This window comes from Parapedobacter tibetensis, assembly GCF_024704835.1.
Taxonomy (GTDB): Bacteria; Bacteroidota; Bacteroidia; order Sphingobacteriales; family Sphingobacteriaceae; genus Parapedobacter; species Parapedobacter tibetensis.
Map to the genome: position 1 here is coordinate 29,045 of NZ_JAMXBE010000014.1, position 24,573 is coordinate 53,617.

General features: G+C 46.0%; 19 protein-coding genes. 10 read left to right on the forward strand and 9 right to left on the reverse strand.

Features of this window, described 5'->3' with window-relative positions:
* Positions 1–374 precede the first annotated feature (374 nt).
* Positions 375–2,792, forward strand: a complete 2,418-nt coding sequence (locus NF543_RS19395) for an alpha-ketoacid dehydrogenase subunit alpha/beta (RefSeq protein WP_257669937.1) — start codon at positions 375–377, stop codon at positions 2,790–2,792.
* A 61-nt stretch (positions 2,793–2,853) separates the two neighbouring features.
* On the opposite strand, the gene NF543_RS19400 is transcribed toward NF543_RS19395, so the two are convergent.
* From NF543_RS19400 to NF543_RS19420, 5 genes are all read right to left on the reverse strand, one after another.
* Positions 2,854–3,714, reverse strand: coding sequence for an ROK family protein (locus tag NF543_RS19400; protein WP_257669936.1), 861 nt, complete (start codon positions 3,712–3,714; stop codon positions 2,854–2,856).
* A complete protein-coding gene (aroC, locus tag NF543_RS19405) occupies positions 3,701–4,804 on the reverse strand; it encodes a chorismate synthase (protein WP_257669935.1) in 1,104 nt (367 codons plus the stop codon). The genes NF543_RS19400 and aroC overlap by 14 nt, the downstream gene beginning before the upstream one ends.
* A 175-nt stretch (positions 4,805–4,979) precedes the next feature.
* The gene (gene aroA / locus NF543_RS19410; protein WP_257669934.1) at positions 4,980–6,227 is read right to left on the reverse strand and encodes a 3-phosphoshikimate 1-carboxyvinyltransferase; all 1,248 of its coding nucleotides are present in this window, start codon (positions 6,225–6,227) and stop codon (positions 4,980–4,982) included.
* Positions 6,227–7,333, reverse strand: a complete 1,107-nt coding sequence (locus NF543_RS19415; protein WP_257669933.1) for a chorismate mutase — start codon at positions 7,331–7,333, stop codon at positions 6,227–6,229. The genes aroA and NF543_RS19415 overlap by 1 nt, the downstream gene beginning before the upstream one ends.
* Before the next feature lie 145 nt (positions 7,334–7,478).
* Complete coding sequence (locus NF543_RS19420) at positions 7,479–8,303, reverse strand: prephenate dehydratase (RefSeq protein WP_257669932.1); 825 nt, start codon at positions 8,301–8,303, stop codon at positions 7,479–7,481.
* Between the two features lie 533 nt (positions 8,304–8,836).
* Here NF543_RS19420 and NF543_RS19425 point away from each other — a divergent pair.
* The gene (locus tag NF543_RS19425) at positions 8,837–9,604 is read left to right on the forward strand and encodes a hypothetical protein (protein WP_257669931.1); all 768 of its coding nucleotides are present in this window, start codon (positions 8,837–8,839) and stop codon (positions 9,602–9,604) included.
* Positions 9,605–9,645: 41 nt separating this feature from the next.
* Here NF543_RS19425 and NF543_RS19430 read toward each other — a convergent pair whose 3' ends face one another.
* From NF543_RS19430 to NF543_RS19445, 4 genes are all read right to left on the reverse strand, one after another.
* On the reverse strand, positions 9,646–10,068 hold the full coding sequence (locus tag NF543_RS19430; RefSeq protein WP_257669930.1) for a putative toxin-antitoxin system toxin component, PIN family: 423 nt from the start codon (positions 10,066–10,068) through the stop codon (positions 9,646–9,648).
* Entirely contained in the window at positions 10,049–10,279 is a 231-nt protein-coding gene (gene vap15 / locus NF543_RS19435; RefSeq protein WP_257669929.1) for a type II toxin-antitoxin system VapB15 family antitoxin, read from the reverse strand. Before vap15 ends, NF543_RS19430 begins: the two co-directional genes overlap by 20 nt.
* Before the next feature lie 168 nt (positions 10,280–10,447).
* On the reverse strand, positions 10,448–11,638 hold the full coding sequence (locus NF543_RS19440; RefSeq protein WP_257669928.1) for a DUF1501 domain-containing protein: 1,191 nt from the start codon (positions 11,636–11,638) through the stop codon (positions 10,448–10,450).
* A 12-nt stretch (positions 11,639–11,650) separates the two neighbouring features.
* A complete protein-coding gene (locus tag NF543_RS19445; protein ID WP_257669927.1) occupies positions 11,651–13,054 on the reverse strand; it encodes a DUF1800 domain-containing protein in 1,404 nt (467 codons plus the stop codon).
* A 209-nt stretch (positions 13,055–13,263) separates the two neighbouring features.
* Between NF543_RS19445 and NF543_RS19450 the strand changes: the two genes are divergently transcribed.
* The 8 genes from NF543_RS19450 (at position 13,264) to NF543_RS19485 (ending at position 24,555) form a co-directional block, all read left to right on the forward strand.
* Positions 13,264–13,545, forward strand: a complete 282-nt coding sequence (locus NF543_RS19450) for a YciI family protein (protein ID WP_257669926.1) — start codon at positions 13,264–13,266, stop codon at positions 13,543–13,545.
* Between the two features lie 103 nt (positions 13,546–13,648).
* Entirely contained in the window at positions 13,649–14,629 is a 981-nt protein-coding gene (locus NF543_RS19455) for an ABC transporter substrate-binding protein (protein ID WP_257669925.1), read from the forward strand.
* A 267-nt stretch (positions 14,630–14,896) separates the two neighbouring features.
* Positions 14,897–15,514: an RNA polymerase sigma factor gene (locus tag NF543_RS19460; protein ID WP_257669924.1), complete on the forward strand. Its 618-nt coding sequence runs from the start codon at positions 14,897–14,899 to the stop codon at positions 15,512–15,514.
* A 92-nt stretch (positions 15,515–15,606) separates the two neighbouring features.
* Positions 15,607–16,923 (forward strand): FecR family protein, encoded by a 1,317-nt coding sequence (locus tag NF543_RS19465; protein ID WP_257669923.1) that lies wholly within the window; start codon positions 15,607–15,609, stop codon positions 16,921–16,923.
* A 221-nt stretch (positions 16,924–17,144) separates the two neighbouring features.
* Entirely contained in the window at positions 17,145–20,546 is a 3,402-nt protein-coding gene (locus NF543_RS19470; RefSeq protein WP_257669922.1) for a SusC/RagA family TonB-linked outer membrane protein, read from the forward strand.
* A 17-nt stretch (positions 20,547–20,563) separates the two neighbouring features.
* Positions 20,564–22,198, forward strand: coding sequence for a RagB/SusD family nutrient uptake outer membrane protein (locus NF543_RS19475; protein WP_257669921.1), 1,635 nt, complete (start codon positions 20,564–20,566; stop codon positions 22,196–22,198).
* Between the two features lie 517 nt (positions 22,199–22,715).
* Complete coding sequence (locus tag NF543_RS19480; protein WP_257669920.1) at positions 22,716–23,306, forward strand: RNA polymerase sigma factor; 591 nt, start codon at positions 22,716–22,718, stop codon at positions 23,304–23,306.
* A 109-nt stretch (positions 23,307–23,415) separates the two neighbouring features.
* Positions 23,416–24,555 carry a FecR family protein gene (locus NF543_RS19485; RefSeq protein WP_257669919.1) on the forward strand — a complete coding sequence of 380 codons (1,140 nt, stop codon included), beginning with the start codon at positions 23,416–23,418 and terminating at the stop codon, positions 24,553–24,555.
* The last annotated feature ends 18 nt before the right edge of the window (positions 24,556–24,573 follow it).

Sequence of the window (24,573 nt, forward strand, 5' to 3'; positions counted from 1 at the left end):
ATATAATTTTTGATGCCTGTCACCTTATTAACGTAATCGCCTTTCAAAGGTTTAGCGAAAATGCTGAAAAGTTTTTGTATCAAAAAAAGAAACGCAATAATATTCAAGGCAAACGTCTTTTCAGCCTCGCATTCGATTCCCGCTCGACGGCCCTTTCCTCACCATTTAATGGGTTGCCGTTACAATCTTTTAACGCGATATACGTTATTACTTATATTGAAAGCCGTAAAGGTAGGGATTTCCTAGCAAGTATACAGCGGTTTATACGAAATGACCAATTTTGCCGAAACCAACACGAGCATCTGAATTTAAAGGTATAATACCCTTTCAAACGAATATTTTTTTACTATTTTTGGAGCAAACGCAATTTAATTATGTCCGATACCCATACTAAACATAGCGAGTCGGCCCATGCTAAACTAAGTTTTGACGATTTCAGAGCCTTTGTAATAGAAGATTACAGAATTGCTGTAGAAAGCAGGTTTGTAAGTTTGTTAGGCCGTAAAGAAGTGCTTACTGGCAAAGCAAAGTTCGGCGTATTTGGAGATGGGAAGGAGTTGGCACAAATAGCCATGGCCAAAGTGTTCCAACTTGGTGATTGGCGTTCAGGGTATTACCGCGACCAAACCTTCATGTTTGCATCAGGGATTATCTCGATTTACCAATTCTTTTCACAGCTCTATGCCCATCCAGATGTGGAAGCGGATCCATCATCTGCTGGTAGGCAGATGAATAGCCATTTTGCCACCCGGATGCTCACGCCAGAAGGAAAGTGGGTAGACCAAACCTTGATGAAAAATTCGTCGGCGGATATCTCTACAACCGGCGGACAGATGCCGCGCCTTTTGGGTTTTGGGCTTGCCTCTAAAATATATCGAAATAATCCTGATTTGGCCGATATGAGCAGCTTTTCCAATAATGGGAACGAAATTGCATTCGGTACAATAGGCAATGCTTCCACCTCTGAAGGAGTCTTTTTTGAAGCGGTGAACGCCGCTGGTGTTCGGCAAATCCCTACGGTGATTTCCATATGGGACGACGGATACGGTATTTCGGTATCCAATGAGGTACAAACGACCAAAGCAGATATTTCGGAAGTGCTTAAGGGCTTCCAACGGGATGAAAATGGTGAGGGGTTTGAGATTTTTAAGGTGAAGGGATGGGATTATCCGGGCCTTTGCGAAACATACGAGAAGGCAGCAAAGATCAGTAGAGAGCAGCATGTACCCGTGCTGGTTCATGTAACGGAGATGACCCAGCCGCAGGGCCATTCCTCATCCGGTTCACACGAACGTTACAAGTCTAAAGAACGTCTGGCTTGGGAAAAAGAGCTTGATTGTATTGCTAAAATGCGGGTCTGGATAATCGAATCAGGGATAACCGATGAAGATGAATTGACAGGTATCGAGCGCACGGTAAAAGAACAGGTACGCATCGAGCAACGAAGAGCGTGGACAGATTATAATAAAACACTCAAGTGGGAAGTAGATGAGGCTATTGTCTTATTAGCAGCAATTCCTGATGGTACCGTGCGGTTATTGCTCAACGAATTGAAGTCGAATACCGAACCTTCGCTCAAAGAAGTGTACAGTACGGTGAGGCGAGTTATTCGTTTGCTGCGGGGCACCCCTAGCGAAGCAAAGTCGGCATTATTGGCTTGGTATAGTGAAAAACAAGAAATCAATAAAGATCGATACAATAGCGGCCTGTTTACGGAAACGGTAGAATCGCCCAAACATGTACCCATTGTCCCTGCTGATTATCCTGCGGATAGTAAAACCGTGGATGGCAGGGAAGTATTGAATGCATGCTTCGACGCTAATTTTGCCCGGGACGCTCGGCTGATAGGTTTTGGAGAAGATGTAGGCAAGATAGGAGATGTGAACCAGGGGTTTGCCGGATTACAGGCCAAGTATGGCGAGCACCGTATTTTTGATACGGGCATCCGTGAAGCTGCCATCATTGGCCAGGGCGTTGGCCTTGCCATGCGTGGATTACGGCCCATCGCGGAAATCCAATACTTGGATTATTTGGTATATGGTCTCACCGTGCTGACCGATGATTTGGCTAGCCTCAGCTATCGGACCAAAGCCGGTCAAAAGGCGCCGTTGATTATCCGTACGCGTGGACATCGATTGGAAGGCATCTGGCATTCGGGATCGCCTATGAGCATGATTCTCGGCTCACTAAGGGGCATTCACATATGTGTACCCCGCAACATGACGCAGGCGGCAGGGATGTACAATACCCTTCTCCGGTCTGACGAACCCGCTTTGGTAATCGAGTGCCTGAATGGATACCGGCTCAAGGAACGTATGCCTGTAAATGTCGGAGAGTTTACTGTGCCATTGGGCAGGGCGGAAGTGGTAAAGGAAGGAAAAGATGTAACTGTGGTATCCTATGGATCTACGTTACGTATCGTGCAGGAAGCATCCACTGAGCTCGGCAAGCTCGGTATTTCTATCGAGATCGTTGATCCGCAAACCCTGCAACCCTTTGATGAGGAACACCTATGTGCCCAATCGCTGAGGAAAACGAATAAATTATTGGTAGTAGATGAGGATGTGCCGGGGGGTGCCTCAGCATTTATCTTGCAGCAAATATTGGAGGAACAAAATGGGTACTACCATCTCGATGGACAACCCCGTACGCTGACAGCCAAGGCTCACCGACCTCCATATGGATCAGATGGGGACTATTTCTCCAAGCCGTCGGCAGATGACGTGATCGAAGCGGTGTACAGTATGATGAGTGAGTCGAATCCGAAGGATTACCCACCATTATTCAACTAAAAATAGAACGCGGATGACGCGGGTATTGCGGATTTACAAAGACGGACACTCATTAAGGATATTAAACAAATACTGATGCAGCGCCAATCAATGCTGCATGTTCGCCCAGTTGGCTGATATGGATGTCGAAGCGGTCTAATGCTTTGGAATTGAAACTATGGAAAATGTCCCAAGCCTTGGAGATATTACCACCTATGATGAACCTGTTCGTTCCTTCCCTTTCGCCGAAGAATTGGATGAAGTTGGTCAGGTGATGGCTGTACTCGGCCAATATGTCCGCTACAAAAGGATGCTGGCCCCGTAGTTGAAGCAGCTCGCGGAGTCCGGTCACTTTCATGTTATTTTGCGCTGCCCTTCGGACAAACCATCGGGTTACCAAGTATTCCTCCATGATGCTATCTTGGTATGGTGTGTCCCATAAATCGGCGTCTACCGCATTTCCCCCTTGTTCCCATATGGCGCTTCCCAAACCGGTACCCAGCGTGATTCCTAAGATCTTTTGATGATCATCATGGCCCCCTGCGAAAACTTCGCCTTGGAGGAATGCCGCAGCATCATTGATGAAACGGATATTCGCTGGTTCTGTGGACAACATGGAAGCCAATTCCTGCTTAATATTCACTTGGTATAATGCATCGTATTTATCCTGATTGTGAATTAATGATATGCCATTATCATAGTCAAACGGGCCAGGCATGGCAATGCCGACAGGTAAATGCTTGGCTGATATGTCCTTGAAGGAAGCGGTCAGTGCTTCCGTCCAAGTATATAAAATCGATTTAGCAGAAGCTGCTGAATTTACCCGATGCCTGACAATACTATGAGGTAAGATTGACCAATCTTGTGTATGGATGACAGCCGCAGTAATATGGGTACCTCCCACATCAGCAGCCATCACATACGGGCTGTTATCTTGCTGCATCGTAAATCTGGTTTTTAAGTAAATGATCAGCGAGGACCAACGCCGCCATGGCTTCTATAATAATAACTGCGCGGGGTACCACACAAGGATCATGTCTTCCTTTTCCGGTGATCTCGGTAGTTTCACCCTCCCGGCTGATGGTTTGCTGAGCGCGCATGATGGTGGCTACAGGTTTGAATGCCGTACGGAACGTGATTTCCATGCCGTTGGAAATGCCCCCTTGGATGCCTCCTGAGAAGTTGGTTAAGGTCTTCAGCTTTTCGGCATCATTTTCAGGATTGGTAAATAGGTCGTTGTGCTCAGATCCTTGCATTTCCGAGCCTGCGAAGCCGGAGCCGTATTCAAATCCATGCACGGCGTTGATGCTCATCATAGCTTTTGCCAAATCGGCATGCAATTTATCAAACACGGGTTCACCAAGCCCTACCGGTACATGCTGTATCACGGTGCTGATGCGTCCACCCACGGTATCCCCGGCTTTACGTATGGCATCGATGAAGGCAATCATTTCATTGGCCGTGGCCGGATCGGCACAACGCACGATATTACTTTCGCGGATTTGCGTCAGTTCGTCAATATCATGCGACACCAAGTTGGGTGCCTCTATCTTTCCTACACCGGACACATGGGCAAAAATCCGTATGCCGAATTGCGAGAGAAAACTTTTGGCTACGGCACCTGCGGCCACACGGGCAGCGGTTTCGCGTGCTGATGAGCGCCCCCCTCCACGGTAATCGCGTATGCCATATTTTACCTCATAGGTATAGTCGGCATGCGAGGGGCGGTATTTGTCCTTGATATGGGAATAATCTTTCGAACGTTGGTCTTCGTTGGGGATGAGCATCGCCAATGGTGTGCCCGTGGTTTTTCCTTCAAATACACCTGAAAGGATTTTCGCGGTATCGCTCTCCTTGCGCTGGGTAGTGATTTTTGACTGCCCGGGGCGACGTTTATCCAGTTCGGATTGGATAAACGTTTCATCGATATCAATATTTGGTGGACATCCATCAATGATCACGCCGATTGCCTCACCATGCGATTCGCCAAACGTAGTTATACGGAATACATCTCCAAATGAGTTTCCTGCCATGTGTATTTTAGAATGTAGATTTTAGATGTACAATTTTTTCATAGAAGTTTCTTCTTCTCTGTCTCGCTAACGTCTAGACTTCTTTCCCACAAAAATTGAACACGGACGACACGGATAAATGATTAACAACCTGTGTAAATCCGCGTCATCAGCGTTCCAACTGCCCAACTTGCAGCTAAGATATAATAAATCCCTGTTGTTTCAAATGTTTCCAGAAATCGGGATAGGATTTTTCCACCACTTCGGGTTCATTGATCTGTACAGGATCAAACATCAGCGCCAATGGGGCAAAGGCCATGGCCATCCGATGGTCTTCATAGGTATCAATGACAAGATGTTCCGGTTGGTATAAGCCCGCGGTATCGAGATGGCAAATTTCTCCATCCTCCACAAGCTTTACACCAAATTTCACCAGTTCATTTTGCAGGGCCGCAATCCGGTCGGTCTCCTTGATCTTGAGTGTTTGAAGCCCAGTAAAAGATAGGTCGCGCTTCAGGGCGGCGGCACACACGATAGCAGTTTGGGCCAAATCCGGACATGCTTTGAAATCGAATAGCGTTTTGTCTGAATGGGTGGTTGTCTTTTGGATGCGCAAGCCGCCATTTTCAAAGGACGAAGCCACGCCAAAGTGCACCATGATGTCTACAATGGCCATATCGCCCTGTAAACTATTTCGTTTTAGTTCAGGAAGGAAAATGTTGCCCGAGGCAGACAAGGCGACCATGGCGTACCAATAAGACGCGGCACTCCAATCGGGTTCTATGGCCAATGTACTGGGCTGGGTTTGTTGGGGAGCAATGTGGATGGTATCCCCGCTCCATTCGTGATCGACGCCTGCTTGGAGGAGCATATTGAGGGTCATGCTGAGGTACGGACGAGAAGTAAGCTCTCCCTCGATTTTCAAGCGGAGTCCGTGGGGCAAGGAAGGAGCGATAAGCAGCAATGCCGACAAATATTGACTACTCACATTGCCCTGAACCCGTACTTCGGGTGTTTTCTGCATAAATCCACCATTGATGGCGAGCGGAGGATAACCGATCTCCTCGGCATACCGGATGTCGGCACCTAATGTTTTCAGTGCATCCACTAAAATGCCAATGGGGCGCTGCTTCATCCGTTTGCTTCCGGTAAGCACGTAGTTGCCTTTAGCGGTGGTTAGGTAGGCAGTCAAAAACCGCATGGCTGTGCCAGCTGGTCCGATATCAATAACGGTTTCTTCGGCATCGGAAGCCGCTATGGTTTCCAGTGCCTGCCGTAGGGTTACCGTATCGGCCGCTGAAGACAGGTTGTCGATATGTACCGTTCCATTACCTAGTGCCTGAATAATCAAGGCACGGTTGCTCTCACTTTTCGAACCGGTGAGTTGTACGGTGCCCGACAGGGTTTTTGATGAATGAGAAAGCTTTACAGCGTTTGTATTCATTATGCTTCGGCAACCGGTTTGGTGTTCATGATTTCATTTTGCTTGCGGATGGATTCATTATGAATCAACTCCAACATCTTCACCGTAAACTCCTTGTCCAATTTGAGTGCTTGGGCTACATTGCTCCGTTTGTGGATGATTTCGTCCCAACGGCTTACCTGAAGGATGGTTACGTTATTGTCACGTTTGTATTCGCCGATTTTTTCCACGATTTTCATCCGGTCAGCAAGCACTTGGATAACTTTATCGTCTAGCTTGTCAATTTCCTTCCGTAATGCGGCCAATTTATCTTCAAACACGGGGTCGTTTGATTCAGCGTGCCGGAGCGCAAGGTGACTGATGAGATCTGCCAATGCCTGCGGTGTAAGCTGTTGCTTGGCGTCGGTCCACGCCACAGACGGATCGATATGTGATTCAACGATAAGGCCTTGCATGTCCATATCGAATGCTTTTTGTGCGATGTAAGGGATCAGTTCCCGATTCCCGCAAATGTGGCTTGGGTCATTGATAACGGGTAGTTCGGGCACAAGGGTTTTTAATTGTATGGCTAGGTCCCACATTGGTTCATTACGGAAAGCCGTTTTCTCATACGACGAGAAACCACGATGGATGGCTGCCAATTTTCGGATGCCGGCACGGTTTACACGTTCCAAGGCACCGAGCCAAAGTGAGAGATCCGGATTGACTGGATTTTTGACCAATACAGGCACGTCTACACCTTTCAGTGCATCGGCGATTTCTTGCACGGTGAAGGGGTTGGCTGTGGATCTGGCACCTATCCAAAGGATGTCGACACCTGCGGCTAAAGCTTCCTCCACATGTTTGGCGGTGGCTACTTCTGTCGTAATGGGTAGCCCGGTTTCCTCTTTGGCCCTGCGCAGCCATTGGAGGCCGACGCTACCAACGCCTTCAAATTCACCCGGGCGGGTACGGGGTTTCCAAATGCCCGCACGTAGCACAGATACTTTCCCTGTATTGGCAAGCAGATGGGCGGTTGCCAGCAACTGTTCTTCGGTTTCGGCGCTACAAGGCCCGGCGATGATTAACGGCTCATTGCCGGTATCAAACCATGATTTTAACGGTAAAATGTCTAACGTTTGTTTCATTGTCTTATTTGTTTATTTGTTAATTATTGATTTCCTGTTTGCCTTTAAAGGCATCAATGAACCCTCCTACGTCGGGTTTCGCTTATCATCGGGACTCCACTTCGTTCAGCTTCCGGTTTTTCCGACTTCCCAATTTTCCGACTTACTAAACCTTATCATTCTTCACATATTCCCCCATAATATTGAAATTGATGGTATGTTTCAATACCTTGCGGATGGCCATATCATATTCCGATTGGTTTTGCCATTCCACATCCACGTAAAATTCATATTCATTGCGTTTACCCAGCACAGGCATCGACTGTATCTTACTCAGATTGATATGTTGCTCGGCAAAGCATTGCAGTACCGTGGAGAGTGAGCCTACACCATTACCTGTCTGGAAGGACAACGAGGCCTTGTTTACGGATCCCTTCTCTTCGGCATCAATGGCCAATATAAGAAACCGCGTATAGTTCTTCTTGTTGGTCTCGATACGGCGTTCCAATATTTCCAGCCCATATAATTTGGCGGCAAGCTGGTTGGCGATGGCGGCGGTATCTTTCAACTGCTGTTCGCTGATTTTCCGGGCGCATGCTGCGGTATCTTCCCCTTCACTCACCTTGATGTGGGGATTTTCTTCCAGGTAATCATTGCATTGTTGGATAGCGATGGGGTGTGATTCCACAAATTTGACGTCACGGAGCTTCACGCCCGGCAGCACCATGAGATGCAGTTGGATGTGTAGGTATACTTCCCCCACGATTTGGAAGCGGTAGTCGCGCAAAAGGTTGTAATTGGGTAGCAGACTCCCCGCAATGGAATTTTCGATAGCCATTGCTACGTAGTCGGCTTTTCCCTGTTTCAATACTTCACAGGTCTTTTTGAACGAGTCACATTCAATGGTTTCGATCTTATTTCCGAAATATTTCAGTGCGGCTTCCTCATGGAAGGAAGCTTTGGTGCCCTGTATCGCTACTTTTATGCTCATCAATTGCAGTTATGGGTCAAAAAAAAGTCCCGGCTTTATTTGCCGGGACCATGCTACACTTTGTATTTTTATACGTTGTTAATGCATATCAATCCCGGCTTTTATCACTAAAATAAAAGTAGCCAAAAAACCAATATGCATTATTGTGTGATATCATTTTCAATTTTTGATGTGCCAAATGTACGTAAGATTTTTTTATTATCAAGAAAAAAGTGAAAAAAGGCTGTCAAACGTGGACTTACCGTGTACACATGTTGCTTACATATCGGAATTGTCTCAAATCATTGTCAGGGGGATTTTCGGGTGAATCAAGTTGTGTATAGCTATTCAGGACAAGACCGCTACCTGTTTTACTTATGTATCATCTACCCATTAGCCACGGTTTATCCACGTATTACCCACATATAATCCACCTTTAATTTACCTTTTTCTATATGACGAATCGCTGAGTAATACACAAGGAATCCGTAACCAATGATTGGATAATCCACGGGTTTTCCGTAACTTTGTACTAATCATTTACGCCATAAACCATGGCCATTCAGAAAAGTTCAATCACACTGGAAGGAAAAATTGGGAATTTGACCTTCTACCAAAGCAACGGTAAACCACAAGTCAGGCAGCATTCAGGAGTCAGCAAGGCACGCATCGCTAAGGATCCACGTTTTGCGAGAACCCGTGAAAATAACACGGAGTTCGGTCGTGCCAGCAGTGCGGCGAAGCAGATTCGTCTGACGGTAAAACGGGTGTTGGGCGAGCGCTACAAGCTATTCGAGGATAACACGTTAGTGAATAGACTGACACCACGGATGACTTCCATTGTTAGGGCTGATGCCAGGCACGACCGTGGAAACCGCAAGGTATTGCCCGGAAATCTCCCTCTGCTTTATGGGTTTAGCTTCAATGCGGTTGCGGCATTGAAAGATGTGCTGTTCATGCCGCCGCGTTATACCTATCAGCATGACATGGGGCAGGTAGTAATCATCCTGCCAGAAGTCTATCCGAATGCAGCGATGGCTGTACCCAAGGATGCCGAGCTATGCAGTTTTCACGCCGCTGCACTATCGTTCAATGAAAACCACGATTGGCTGCCATTTGCGGTACAACACCAAGAATTGATACCGTTGGGCCATCAGGCCATCCCAGCGCAGACCTTCCGGTTGGAATTGCCGGAGGCATCCTCCGATCCAGTGATTGTTTGTTTCGGTATGTCGTTTTACAAGCTGTTGGGCGGCTATCCGGTGCCGATTATGGAGCAAAGCAGGAATGTGTTTGAAGTAATTGGGGTGGATGTGGGCTAAGGTTTAAGACGGCTCGTTCGAATATCAGCCCGCTCAGGTTTTTATCCATTCGATAGCGCTTTTTCGAACTCAGTTGGTGTTAATATTTGTGCGGTTTTAAAAGGATTGTGTTCCAATAAATCTTTATCGCCTGTTACCAAATAATCTGCTTTGGAAAAATCAATCAAGTCTAACAGGAAATTGTCTTTTGGGTCACGGCTTATAAAATGCATGGGTTTGATTTCAAGTTTTTCGGCTAAGGTTTCTAGTAAGTCAATCAATTCGTTAACGCTGTCCTTAGGGAAATACTTTTTTAATTTTTCTCTTCCCGTAACTATCCTTATCTCTGTCAGCAGTTGTTCGGTTGTCACTATCGTAATTTGCCCATCTGTAATGTATTGTTTTATATTTTTTAAACGCTTGCCGATGAGAAAGCTAATCCAAACATTCGTGTCAAAGATGACCTTAATGTTTTTGCTTGTCATAAATTTCCTGCCTTACTTTTTCCACTTCATCATCTATCGTTTCTAAACTTAATTCATTGGCTTCGAAAGATTTCAAGAGTTTTGATAACTTGGAGCCAACAATTTCTCGCTCCAACTCTTTGGTCAGTTTTAATTTTTGTCTTCTCGGTAATTGTTTAACGAGTGACAGCAGTTGGTCAAACGTAACGTCTATTTGCATGGTGGCTTTCATTCTTCACACTTTATCTTATCTACAAATTTAGCTAAATTCGCATATTTTCCAAGATTAGCAAATAAACTATCGACTTAGGCATCTGAAGTGTGCCATTATATTCCCTCGAAACACCTAGCTTTGTTGCTATAACCGAAAAATACAATGCTTAGCTGCACCTAAGTCCGCTCATATAAATCCGAGCTTGGAATACGAGGATCCCAGGATGGCTTTGGAGTCATTGTCCAGCCAGTTTTCGAGGATGGTGGCATATACCCGTTTGAAATCAATTTCATGTGTTAAATCCCCATCCTGCAGATTTCCTAAGTCTGGCAAGGGATTGAGCAATCCCTGCTGCTTGAGTGATCCGCTGATGAAAAATAGATTGTTTGCCGTTCCATGATCGGTACCACCACTAGCGTTTTGGGCTACTCGACGGCCAAATTCGCTGAACGTGAAAAGCAGGATGTCTTCGAACCGGTTGTTGGCTTTCATGTCTTTGACAAAGGCCATGACTGCGTCGTCCAGCTGGGTGAATAGGTTTGACTGTCGTTGGTTTTGGTTTACATGGGTATCAAAGCTTCCCAAGCTTAGGTAATATACTTGGGTATCCATATCGGAAAGGATTAAGGAGGCCACGGTCTTGAAATCATTACCCAGTAATGTGTTTGGATAAGGGGCTTTGGTGGCGTGACTCTTGCTTTCCTTGAAGATACGGTCGGCATGGCTCACGGTTTCTGCCAAGGTTTTATAAAGGTAACTAGCCATTCCATGGGTATGTTGTGCCGCATGGCTTGCAGCCAATTGTTTGAATAGTGGTCCGTTGCTATCGCGGTGTAACCGTGATGGGTTCCCCGCGGAAAGCCCTTTGGTTTCTTTGCCTTTCAGGGCAAGGCTCAGCACTTCATCCATTTCCAGTGCCCAGGATGGTGATTGCTTGATATCCAATACCCTGCCAATCCATCCGGTATGCAACACTTCATCACTTTGGCTAGCTGTTTGCCAGATATCCATGCTCCGGAAGTGGCTGCGGTTGGGCTCAGGATAACCTACCTGGTTAAGGATGGCTAGTTGCCCTTGCTGGTAAAGTTCACGGAGACCTACCAAGGAAGGATGCAAGGCCACATCATCGGTCAGGCCAAGCGCATCTTTTGCTGTCAGCGCGATTTTTGGCCGAGCTCGGTGATAAAGGTCGTTGCTGATGGGGATGACGGTATTCAACCCATCGTTACCTCCGTCTAGTTGCAACACCACGACCACCTTGCCCTTCGGCGGTAAGCCCTGCTGGCCAAAGGCATTCAGAAAGCGAGGAGCCATTAGCGACGCCGTGGTAAAACCGCTTAATCTTAAGAATTCCCTACGTTTGATCAAGATACTCATAATCGCTGTCCATTAAGCTAATTGATATTCGGGTGTGCCCATTAGGGCTAGGGTGAGGCTGCTTAGTTCTTTCGATTTCACCAGGTTCTGCAATAATCGGCTGTCGAGGCGTTGCGCATTGATGCCTAGCATCAATGTGGGCAGTGAATCCTGCCATTTGCTATTTGCCACGGCACTGAGCTGATTGCCAAAGCCATCCCAATCTGCTATCGCCAAAAGTCGCAGTCCCTTATTCCGCTCTGGTTTTTTGACTTGGCGTTGCATACCCATCTGCACATCGTCATCTTGTTTCTTGGTTGGGTAAAATGTTTCCTCCTTGCTAATTAATAGGGGGATCCGCATACGTGCTACCAGTGAGGAGCTGTCTATCCAATCCGTTCCACTGGGCCAACCGGCCACATTGGGTGGATGGAACAACCATTGTCCGAGGTTCCGTTGGAGTTGGATGAGGCTGTTTGGGGTTTCAATGTTTAAGTTGAGCAGGCGACGGGTGTTCGTGATCAACTCCACGGGAGATTTGATGAGATTTCCCATGTTAGCGTCCTCATAGAACCAACGGGCCGTCAGAATATCCTCAATAAGCGGCAATAGTTCATAGTTGCCTTGATGGAAACGCTTGCTTAACCATGCTACATGTTCGGGATGAGGAGTGTCGTTCACTAAGTAACGGTATAGTTTTCCTGCAATGAATGAGGCGGTCTCTTCACGTTCCAATAACAGCTCCAACACGTCTTCACCCTTGAAGTTGCCCTGTTTACCAAAGATGGTTTTTCGACCTTGGTCATGAACCTGTTCGCGAAAGACGAATTCACCCGATTGGTCAAATGACCATCCGGTAAAGGCTCGGGCAGCTTCCTTGATATCTGTTTCCGTATAGTTGTCTCTTCCCAACGTAAAGAGTTCCATCACTTCTCGGGCGAAGTTCTCATTCGGATGGCGCTTTTTGTTTTGCTGGTTATTAAGGAATTGCAACATAGCCGCAGACTGCCCGACTTTCTGGAGCAGGGTGCCAAAATTCCCCAATGCATGCTCACGGATACGGTGGAGCAACTGCTGATGAAAGTAGGCATTATTGCTCCTGCAGGCAAAGTGCCCGTGCCAAAACAACGCTAACTTTTCGCGAAGCTGTACCTTGCTATCGGTCATTTCATCCATCCATAAGAGATTGAGCTGTGCGATTGCCCGATTATTCTCGCGTTGTACCTGTTGCCGGTCTTTTTTCTGTCGTTGTGGGGTCCGGGTATTTTCTTCAACGACGATAAGCGGCTTTGCCGGTTCATTGGATCGGTTAATCCATGATTGCCGGAATTCGGCAAAAGGAGTGCCATGTATGGTTTGGAGCTCTTTCGTTGAAAGGCCAAATCCAGCTCGGTTCATCAAGTGGATATAGTACGTTAATGGTTCTTGCTCGCTCATTTGTAACTTTTGGATAAAGCAAACGCAGTTTTGATAGTTGGCTAAACTATTAATTAGAGCAGCTATGCACTTTAGAACAACTATGCACCTAAAAGGTTTAATTGGTATCTGTCTATAATGTCACCTGGCACAGGTAATAGCATCCACTTATAATCATATTGGTAGAATTTTGTATCTTGACCATTTGAGTGTAGTTATACCTTGCAAGTATGATAGACGACGGTCATTTCGGGTTTGAGGAAGTCGGCACGGTTAATTATATAATCAGTTTTGCTTTTCCGGGCGAGAGCTACCATGTTTCCGATGCAGGCAGATCGGTTAAAAAGGAATCCGTTATTTCGGATAACCTGAGGGTAGTTAGCGTTATCGTGCTGAGGGCCACTGATATGGAAAACGCCATTGAATTGGCCAAAGATTGCCCTATTCTTGAACATGGTGGTACGGTAGAAGTCAGGGAAATCCCTTCCCCATCCGTTTTCACTTCGAACTGAGGACTGCGAAGATACCCCTTTGAGTGGGCCAGTGGACAAAGCGTTTTGCTTTACACATGAATTTCTTGTAATTTCACCTGTTCATTAAGCAAAAGCTATCACGATGTCAAAAAACGTTTTCTATCTTTTTGGGCTAGTTGCCATTGCTTCGTTGTTTTCCTGCCAGTCTTCCCAGCGGCGAGAAGGGACACCACTCATCGGGTTCGTAGAAGCATTTGAGGATGCTACCATTGCCCAGGCGCGACAGGGCTTTGAAGATGCGCTGAGAGATAGTGGCTATAGTGAGCAACAGGGCACGGTTACGTTCATCCATCGCAATGCGCAGGGTGATGCCGCTACACTTAACCAAATTATCAGCTATTTCAATAGCCAGCAGGTAGATATCATGGGTACCAGCACTACATTGGCTACCATGGCAGCCATCCAGCGGAGTAAGGCCATTCCTGTGTTTATGACGGTGACGGCCATGCCCGAAATTCTTGGCTTGACGGATGCCGAAGGCAATCCCCCGGCCAACTTGTTCGGTACGGGTGAAGACCTGAATTATATCGATACCTCTTTTACCATCATCACCGAAATCGTTCACCCCAAAAACGGAAAACTTACCGTGGGTATGATTTATAACCAATCCGAGCCCCAGTCTGTGGACGCCCATGAACGGATTGCCAACCTTGCCAAAAAACTAGGTGTGCGTTTGGTGGCTTTGCCCCTCAATTCTTCGGCCGAGGCGCAATTGGTCGTCCGCTCACTGCTGACCAATGATATTGATGCATTTTTTGCCAACCCTGACAATACCGTGTTCGCGGCATTTGAAACCATCTTGAAAAATTGTAATGACAAGGGAATTCCCGTGTTTACCAGTGAAGCGGGCCTAGTGGTCAGGGGGGCGGTTGCCGCTTTCGGTGCGGATATCTATCAATGGGGCTATCAAAGTGGTGCGCAGGCTGCCACATACCTCAGGAACCAATCGACCGATGGCTTGCAAGTGAATATGGTCACGGTAAGGAAAAGAGTATATAACCCCGGTATGGCCGAGAAGTTCGGGCTCACTTTTCCGGATACATTTGATGCGGTGACGGATTAGCATGCAATTGCCTTAATGTTGTTCTTGCCGTGTCATCAAATGGCAAAAAGGTGTTATCTTTGAGGCCTGGTCCTGAGGCGCCCTAGGCCGAATTTATAACCATGAAAATATTAGTGACCGGAGCCGCTGGATTCATCGGCTATCATTATTAAAGAACAGGGGAATGTTAAATTTTTCGGGCCGACATCATGCAAACGTGAAATTTTCGTTACGTTTTGTTGAAAAATTATTGCCTGGGTTTTTTTAGTTTTGCTAACTTGCAACTTGATGCCACATATAAACTTGAAAATGCAGGCTATATCCAACGACGTTGATGAAAAGGAATTGCTGCAACGATTTCGGCGTGGGGATTACGCGGCTTTTGACCAACTTTATGATACCTATAAAAGGCCGCTCGCTAAAGTTCTGTTGCGATTTTTGAAATCCAGTGAATTGGCTGATGAAGCGCTGCAAGATCTTTTTATGAAACTTTGGGAAAACAAATCGAAGATAGACCCGGAGAAATCCATCAAAGCATACCTATTCCGCATGGCCGAAAACCTGGTTGTTGATTTCTTCCGCAGGGCTGCACGAGACAAACAAATGCGTGCGCATTTCATGGTTACATCTACCGAAATTTATTCACATATCGAGGCCGGTTTATTTAGCAAAGAGCGTAAAGAGCAGTTGTACCGCGCCATTGATCAATTATCACCGCAACGCCGGAAAGTGTTTGTGCTCTGTAAATTGGAATCAAAAAGCTACGAGGAAGTAAGCCAATTGTTGAAAATATCCGTTTCCGCGGTAAATGACCACATTAAGAAATCAAATCTTTTCCTGAAAAAATACTTTAATACACAAAGCTTCATTACGACTATGCTATTTGTAATCAGTCTGTTAAATTGATCTGGGAATTAACAATAATCCAAGTACATCAATTTTTTATTAACGGAGCTACTGGTTTTTTCTGCTGAAGCGTATAAGCTGAAGAAAAAACAGTGAGCACCAACAGACGTATCCTGATCTTATTTCAGAAATACTTGGCCAATGCACATAATCATGATGAGTTGGACGAGCTTTTGCGCTATTTTAATTTGGAAGAAGATCAGGCGACGCTACGGACGTTGGTGAGGCAGGAATTTAAGCGGTTGGAGACCCAACAAGACGAGGAGGAAGCGCTAACTCATTTTGTAGATACTGTAAAACAGAAGTTAGATGCCAGCATCCGGTCTCGCACTCGCAAGGGCAGTAGTTTTAAAAGTTGGTTTACTGCTGCGGCGATATTGGTTGTTGTGTTAGCTGTTGGTTTTCGTTTTTATTTTTATCAGGAAGCCAGCAACAACCAGCAGCCGGCTGTCATCCAGTCAGTCGGCAACGATGTCCTGCCAGGAGGCAGTAAAGCAACGCTTACCCTAGCCGACGGCCATACGATAGATTTGAGCGAGGCTCAAAACGGTATCATCGTTGGTTCTGAAAGCATCACCTACCAAGACGGTTCATTAATCAATTCGTCATCGCGAGCAAGCGACCCCACACCGCCTTCCCGAAGCAAGTTCGGGACAGGCAGCAATGACGTTACGTTGTTAGTGCTCACCACACCCAAAGGCGGGCAATACCAGGTCACGCTGTCGGATGGCACCAACGTATGGCTCAACGCCGGAAGTACCTTGAAATACCCCTCCAAATTTGCTTCGGATAAACGCGTAGTAGAACTCGAAGGTGAAGCGTATTTTGAGGTTAGCCATCAGCTGTCGGCTATCAGCAGTCAGCCATCAGCAGTTGGCAATAAGGAAGATCAGCAGTCATCAGCCCAATCGGCGTCGTCTGTGTTCCATCCTTCGCATGAACGAATTCCATTTCTCGTGAAAACGCAATCCCAAACCGTTGAAGTCCTCGGTACCCGGTTCAATATCTCCGCTTATCCCGAGGAAAAAGAGACCAGGACCGCATTGATGACCGGCAGTGTACGCGTAGCGCGCCCATCGGGCCAATCCGTCGTTCTAAAGCCTGGTCAAGAGGTTGTTAATCATTCAGATGCAGCGGATTTTGCCGTGCGTCAAGCAGATGTGGACGAAATTGAAGCTTGGCGGAACGGTTATTTTGGCTTTGACGACAAGAGCATAAAATATATCATGCAAAAAGTTGCCCGCTGGTACGATGTAACTGTTATTTATGAAGGCGATGTCGAAAACCGGAAATTCGGATGTATGGTGAAGCAATCGAAAACATTAGTGCAATTATTGACCAATTTTAAGCAAGCCGGAATTTTGGATTTTCATATCGAAGGAAGGAGGTTGGTTATCAGGGAAATATAACATGCTGCTTGAAAGGAGCGGTATGTGGTGAAAATATTTAGCAAAAGGACCTAAAAATGCCGGGGCGTTTGCCCGCACCCGGCATGTTGTTCACCAGGTGAACAAATGGGCAAAAAGAATAATAAAAAACCAATTACTAATTCTAACCCATCTTTCAAATGTATAAAAAAATCACTGCATTTATATGCAGAAGAAAGCGATTGTATTCATTAAAATTTCTGATGAAGATGAACTTGGTGATGATGGCTTTGACTGTGTTAAGTTTACAGATTGCTATCGCTGCAAACGCACAGCGGGTCACCATTGATGTAAAAAAAGCCACAGTCAGGGACGTTTTACTAAAAATTTCAAAGCAAACCGGTTATGATTTTATATATGACCCAGGGTTGATCCGGGAAAACTCCAGAATAACGATGAATGTTGATCAGGTATCTTTGGAAGAAGCCCTGACAACGTGTTTTGGTGGTAAATCACTTGACCTCATGTATAAGGACGACCGTATGGTCGTCATTAAAGCCAGAAAGCAACTCAGTACATCAGCTACTATACAGCAGCGCGAAATCACTGGTCGGGTGACAAATGAGCAAGGACAGCCCTTATCAGGTGTAACGGTTCGCGCAAAAGGATCGGCGGAAGCTGTTGTTACTGATGACGAAGGGAGTTACCGTATTCTTATTCCCCAAGCTATAAATGTTATCGTATTCACCATTGTAGGATTTGAACTTCAGGAGCTGACGATTGGAACGTCCAATGTCATCAATACGGTCATGGAAGAATCGGTGAGTGATCTGGAGGAAGTCGTGGTAGTGGGGTATGGAACGATGAAAAGGCGAGATATCATTGGCTCTGTGGCGACCGTTACAGGTGCTGACATCAATAAAGTTCCGGTAGCCAACCTATCGCAGTCCATGCAAGGGATGGCCAGCGGACTATTTATCAGTAATAGCAGCGGTCATCCGGGGAGCAGCCCAGATATTTTAATCAGGGGGCTCAACTCGATTAATTTGGGTACCTCACCTCTCTGGGTAATCGATGGTGTACCCATTTACACGGGATCATCTCAGCTTGAAGCAAATGGTGTGAAGCCCGTTTCGGCGATATCCATGATAAATCCTGCCGACATTGAGTCGATTGAAGTGTTGAAGGACGCTGCAGCAACCGCTGTATATGGGAGCCGTGGTTCCGGAGGTGTCATCTTGGTGACGACCAAATCCAATAAAGGGGGTGCCAGCGGAGTATCTGTGAATTATGACGGTGGCGTTTCCGCATTGCCATTCAAGCAGGAGGATATCTGGGTGGACTCAAAAACCTGGTGGGAACTGCATGACGAAGCCTATGCAAATTCTGGATTTAGTGGTCAGGTTGATCCGAATACCATTATACAGGTGCAATTTCTGGACGTAAATAAACCGTCCATGACACGGGAAGAGGCAAGCGCAATAAATTCCGATCATCTGGGAGCCCTCACACAAACGGCTAAATTCAATCAGTTTGGATTGACGGCAAATAAGGGGTTCGAAACAGGTGGGGTACTGTTTTCGCTTAATTATCGGAATGAGGAAGGCATACTTCGGAACAACGATTTTGAACGGCTCACAGGCCGGTTTAACTTCAACTTTTCTCCGATTGAACAGGTGAGCATGGGTATCAATATGAACCTACAGTATTTGAAGAACAAGGGTGTGCCACAAAGCCATGGAAAAGGAGCGGCGGGTGGCTGGTCTAATTTAATTACGATGTTGCCTTGGTACTTGATTGAAGATGAAACGTCGCAGAGCGGTTATTGGTTTCCCAATTCGGGCTATAATGCCATGGCTTCTTCCGACCCGGCTTTAGTGCGCAATGAGTCAGATATGTATCGTACCATCAGCAATGCGTTTGTGGAGTGGAATACACCTGTTGATGGGCTACGTGTCAGGGGGGAAGTGGGGGTAGACCTGATGTTGACCAATAGCAGTTCATGGACATCCATATTGATGTCAACCACCCCTTACCAAAGCGAGGCAGCCGAACTAGCCATTACTAAACGCACCGTGAACCTGAATGGGTACGCTACGTATGAACGCGATCTTGGCAATCATCATATCCATACGACGGTAGGTGCGGAGGCAATCAAGGGTCATGATTATGTGCGCCGTGCCGAAGGCACACAGATTTACAGCAACTATCCGGAACTGATCAACCCGATGAACAGAACGGTGGCTTCCGGTAGAAGTAATTACGCTCCGGCTATCCTGGGTGTTTTTGGAAGGGTAAATTATAAGTACAATGATCGGTATATTCTCAATTTCAGTATTCGGCAAGATGGCCACGGAGCCTTTAGCGAGGAAAATCGATGGGCTACGTTTACGGCTGTTGGTGCCGGATGGTTGTTGTCTGAAGAGTCGTTTTTTGATTCGCAAGACATTGATTTACTAAAGATACGTGGAAGTTATGGACAAACCGGGAACACGAATGTCAACCAAACCATGACACAGATGAATTGGGATCTTACAAGAGATCAGTATGGTGGGGATTTTCTTCCTGGATCCACGTCCTTGGGACCCATGGGGAATCGGGGGCTGCGTTGGGAAACGACAAGCAATATGGATGTGGGACTTGATTTTGGTTTGTTTAATAGTCGGATTTCGGGATCCGTGGCCTATTATCGGCAGCGGATGACCAATCTGATCCTCAAGGGAAATGTGCCATGGTCGACAGGCTTCGGAATAAACGAGCTATGGGAAAACGTTGGCGATATGGAAAATTGGGGGTGGGAATTCAGCGTTTCTTCGGTGAATGTGGCAAAAGCAGTCCGTTGGAGCACCGATTTCAATATTAGCTTAAACGAAAATAAGGTGACAGGCTTGAACGAATTTGAAAAAGGCAAGGGATATGAAGGTACGCAAACGATTCGTAAAGAAGGGGAGCGGCTGAATACATGGTACCTTTCAAACTTTGTGCATGTTGACCCGCAAACGGGAATCCCCATGATTGAACAACGGGATGAGGAAAAATGGAACAATGATTATATGACGGTTTCTACGGGTAGACTGATCCCCATGAACGAATCTAATACGAATGCAAATAAAATGATCCAGTCGGGCAAAAGCGATCTGCCAACCTTCTATGGCGGGCTTACCAATACCATTCGGTATAAGGCGTTCGACCTGAACATCCTATTGACCTTTGCCGGAGGACATTACCTGCTCAATCTTCCCAATGAAAATACGAATGGACAGGGCAGTTACCGTACGAATGGTATTTCGGCTATAACAACCGATCTCGTTGGCAATTATTGGAAGAATCCGGGAGATATCGCCAAATATCCCAAATTGGTTTACGACGATAAGTACCCGGTTGACAATGACGGCAATCCATCGGAGGCTGGAACTAATTTCTCCAGGAATATCAATTCCACATTTCTGCTTGAAAAAGCGGATTATATCAAGTTGCGCAACCTGCAATTGGGTTATACCTTTCCAGCTTCAGTAGCCAACAGGATGAAACTGCAAAACGTTAGGATGTATGTTGGAGGTATCAATTTATTAACGCTTACGGGTTATAGCGGTTATGACCCCGAAACGGGGAATCAATTACCCTTGCCCAGAACGGTGAATTTCGGTTTGTCATTTAATCTATAACTGATTCGATTATGAAGATGAAAAAAATAATATTATTGATTGCGCTAACGGTTTTCTTTTCTTCCTGTAAGGATTATTTTGATAACCCAAGGCCGCAGGAGATCCAATGGGTCAATACAACTACATTTGACCAGGGGCTGACATCGGCTTATTTTAACCTTTTTTATAAATGTTTGAATGGGAGAACTACCTTTATGGAATTTGCCAGTTCAGGCACTTCCCAGCTTCTTCCCGAAACGTCGACCGGTGTGCCCTGGAATGAGGCTTACAACCGGTTGTTCAATCAAAATGTTTCGCTGAATAACGACGTTTGGCAATACGCCTATAAAACAATTACAACCTGCAATGCGGCCATTGCACTGGATGAATCAGCCAATGCCAATCCATTTAATTTGGAGATGAACAGTGCCGATTATGAAGACAATTACCTCCGACAAATCGGAGAATACCATTTCTTGCGTGCCTATGCGTTCTATACCCTGGTACGTATTTTTGCCGCTCCTTATGTCCATAATGGCGATAATTCCCAACAGTATATTCCTTTTACCACACAGGTACCTGAAACAAAGGAAGATATTTATTCGATACCTTTGGGAACCAACGCGGAACTATACGAACAGATTGTATCCGATTTGAGAAGGGCTAAAGCGATGTTGCCAGAGGCGTTTAATGCTTCAACCATGCTGCCAAATTATGCGATAGGTAGAGCCAATCAATATGCTGCGGCGGCACTGCTGGCCAAGGTGCTGTTTGTGATGGGTGATTATACGGCAGCGGAACAGGAACTCGATTTCGTTATCCAAGCGGCTGAAAATGATGCGCGCTATGCATTGGAAGAACCCATCGAGGCATTCAATAAATTAGATAGAAATGTCATCTCCAGGGAGGCCATCCTTGAGTTTCACTCCGGTATCGAAGGTAACTATCCTTACCAAGGGGAATATATGTATTACGCGATGATTTTTTCCCTCAACTTCCGCGATGCAACGGGTGGCGGCAGGGGCTTGGGAAATATGGTGAAAAGCGGATGGAATCAGTTCACTGTCAGTTATTGGGCACTTGATAAAATGGGCTGGATGACGGATCCGGCGAATGACGATTATACACTGACAGCTGCGGCCGAGAATGACTTAAGATGCAAGCAACTCTATTATTACCTGCTTGGATATAAAGCGGGAATAACGGACTCCGACCCTGATTACCTAATATACGAATCGGTGCTGGCGCATAAGGCGGTGCATACTCCGCAACTATATATTGACAAGTACTTTCGGGGAGGGCAAGGAAATGAACTGAGTCGCTTTACCAAGTTCCCATTAATTCGCCTCGGGGATTTATACCTTATTCGGGCATGGGTGCGATGGAACGGTGGCAATACAGAAGGAGCAGTAACGGATTTAAACAAGATATGGAACCGGGCTAATCCCACCAACCCTGACTACTATACGGCATCGACCATAAATCATGATGTGATTTTTGCGGAATATTTGAAGGAAATGGCAGGAGAGGGCTGGACCCTTGATTTCATGATGGCTACACAGATGGATATCCCGGCTGGCGATAGGCGCAATGTCGCTGCGGTACAACCTCCGTATGCCAACTGGCATTGGGCCATACCAGTTTCAGAAACGGATCTGAATCCGAACTATTAAGAACAGGGGAATGTTAAATTTTTCGGTTATGTGAATTGTATTTTCCGTGAGTTTACATTTCAATTTTTAGGGTTACCCATTTAGACGACAATCAACTGTTTATGAATAGATTACAAATTATAAAATCGCAGAATCCAAAATGGTTGAAAGCGCTTAATGAAATTAATAAACAGTGTTTACGCTCATCCGTCATGTAAAAAATCAAGATTTATACGATTTAAATGGATAACCCTATTAATTTTTTAACAATAATGTCTGAGTAAAATTTTCGACGCTATTGTAAGATCCATCCGGTTGTCCCCAAACATGCTTATTCCTAATTCCATGATTCCTCCTTGTTTAGCAACAAAAGTAAACAAGATGTTTGAACGGAAAATTGATATAGGTTAAGAAAACGCGGATTACAGCTAACCTTCCCAACCACACACCAGTGGTTTGGTACGCGTTTGCGTTTTTATCGTGATTAGTTTATATTTGTCGCCCGCAGACCAATTGTAGTTTATGATTAGGCAGATTTATGGGATTCAAAAGTGAAAATACGCATCGTATCCGTAATCTTGATACGAAAAGCGAGTCATCCTTTTCTGCTATTTACGATGCGTATTGGGAGCGTCTATTTCGATTTGTCATCCGTATTTTGCCAGATGAAGACGATGTCGCTGATGTCGTACAGGAAACGTTCATTACGTTCTGGGAAGCACGCACCAGGCTGGAACATATCAAATCCGTCAAATCCTACTTGTTTGTCATCGCCAGGAATTTGGCTTTTAGGCGCTTCCGTGAGCAATTGAAATATGGCGATGCCGCAAACAGGCTCATCGATCAGTATACTGAAGGTGCCGACAGTACATTGGCGACCATACACACCAGGGAGTTGTCAGCCATCATTGATGCGGAAGTCGAGAAACTGCCCGAACGGATGCGTGAAGTATTCGTGCTGAGCCGCAAAGAACACCTGTCTTATAAGGAAATTGCCGAGCGGCTGAATATTTCGGACCAGACGGTAAAGAAACAAATCAGTAAGTCATTGAGGTACCTACGCCTTAAACTCGACGTGGATTACATCCCATATCTCGCCATATTACTCATTACTGATCATTTTCGTTAATTTTTTCTTTTTGATTATCAATGATTTATCGAAAAGGTTAGTCGGGTGAATACCACTTGCCTGCGTTTTTTTACTCTTTATACTAAAAGCACCAATTTTATAAACTGACATGCAACGAGAAGAATTCCGAGGATTATTGCGTCGCTATGCCGATGGTTCCTGCACCAAAGCGGAAAAGCTTTTTCTAGAAGATATGGTGCTTCGTAATCCTGTTGTCGGCAATTGGTCTTGGAACAGCGAGGAAGAACGAGTGTTGATGGGGATTCGGATCAGGCAAGCGATTGACGAAAAGCGTTATGTAAGCAGGCGTTCCCGGTCTATGAAGCTATGGTATGGAGGTATTGCAGCTTCTTTACTAGCTGTTTTTGGACTTATGTGGTCTTTCGGTGGGAAGAAAAACGTTAGGGAAAAGCCTTTAGTGATTTCGGAAACAGCTTCCTATCCATCCGATGGTATCCGGCTCACATTGGCCGACGGTTCGGTAGTTGGGTTAGATAGCTTACAACACGGATTGGTGAGCCATACCGGAGATGTCGATATCCGGAAACTTGACGGCGGTGAACTGGTTTACGAGAAGTCACCGGATTCCAAGTCGGATGTTGCGCCGGAGTTGCCAGCACAAAACACCCTCCACGTACCCAATGGTAAGCAATTCAAGCTGGTCTTGCCAGACGGAACAAATGTATGGCTGAATACAGCAACAACGCTCACCTACCCTGTTGCATTTACGAGGAGTGAACGTAAAGTAGTATTAGATGGGGAAGCCTATTTTGAAGTAATGCCCGACCGGTCAAAGCCGTTCAAGGTGATGACGCATGGCCGGGAAATCACGGTGACAGGTACGCATTTCACGGTCTCTGCATATGCATCAGATGAAGTGGTGCGCACCGCGCTACTGGAAGGCGGTGTAGATGTGCGCCATCAAGGCAAGACGCTTTCGTTGACTCCTGGTTTCGAGGCTGTTTCCTCGGCGGATGGGAACCTAGTGAAGAAACAGAGCAACCTGGAGCAGGCGATGGCTTGGAAAAACGGTTACTTTTTGTTTGACGATATGGATGTCGTTTCGGTCATGCGGAGCGTGGCGAGGTGGTATGATGTACGGATAGTCATCGAATCGAATCTCCCCAAAAAACGCTTCGGGGGAAGTTTTCCGATCACCGCCGGAATCGACGAACTGCTGGCGGACTTGGAATTGGTCAGCAAGATTAAATTTGAGCGCAACGGAAAGGAGGTTCGGATGATATGGTAACCTGAATCTTTACCCAGA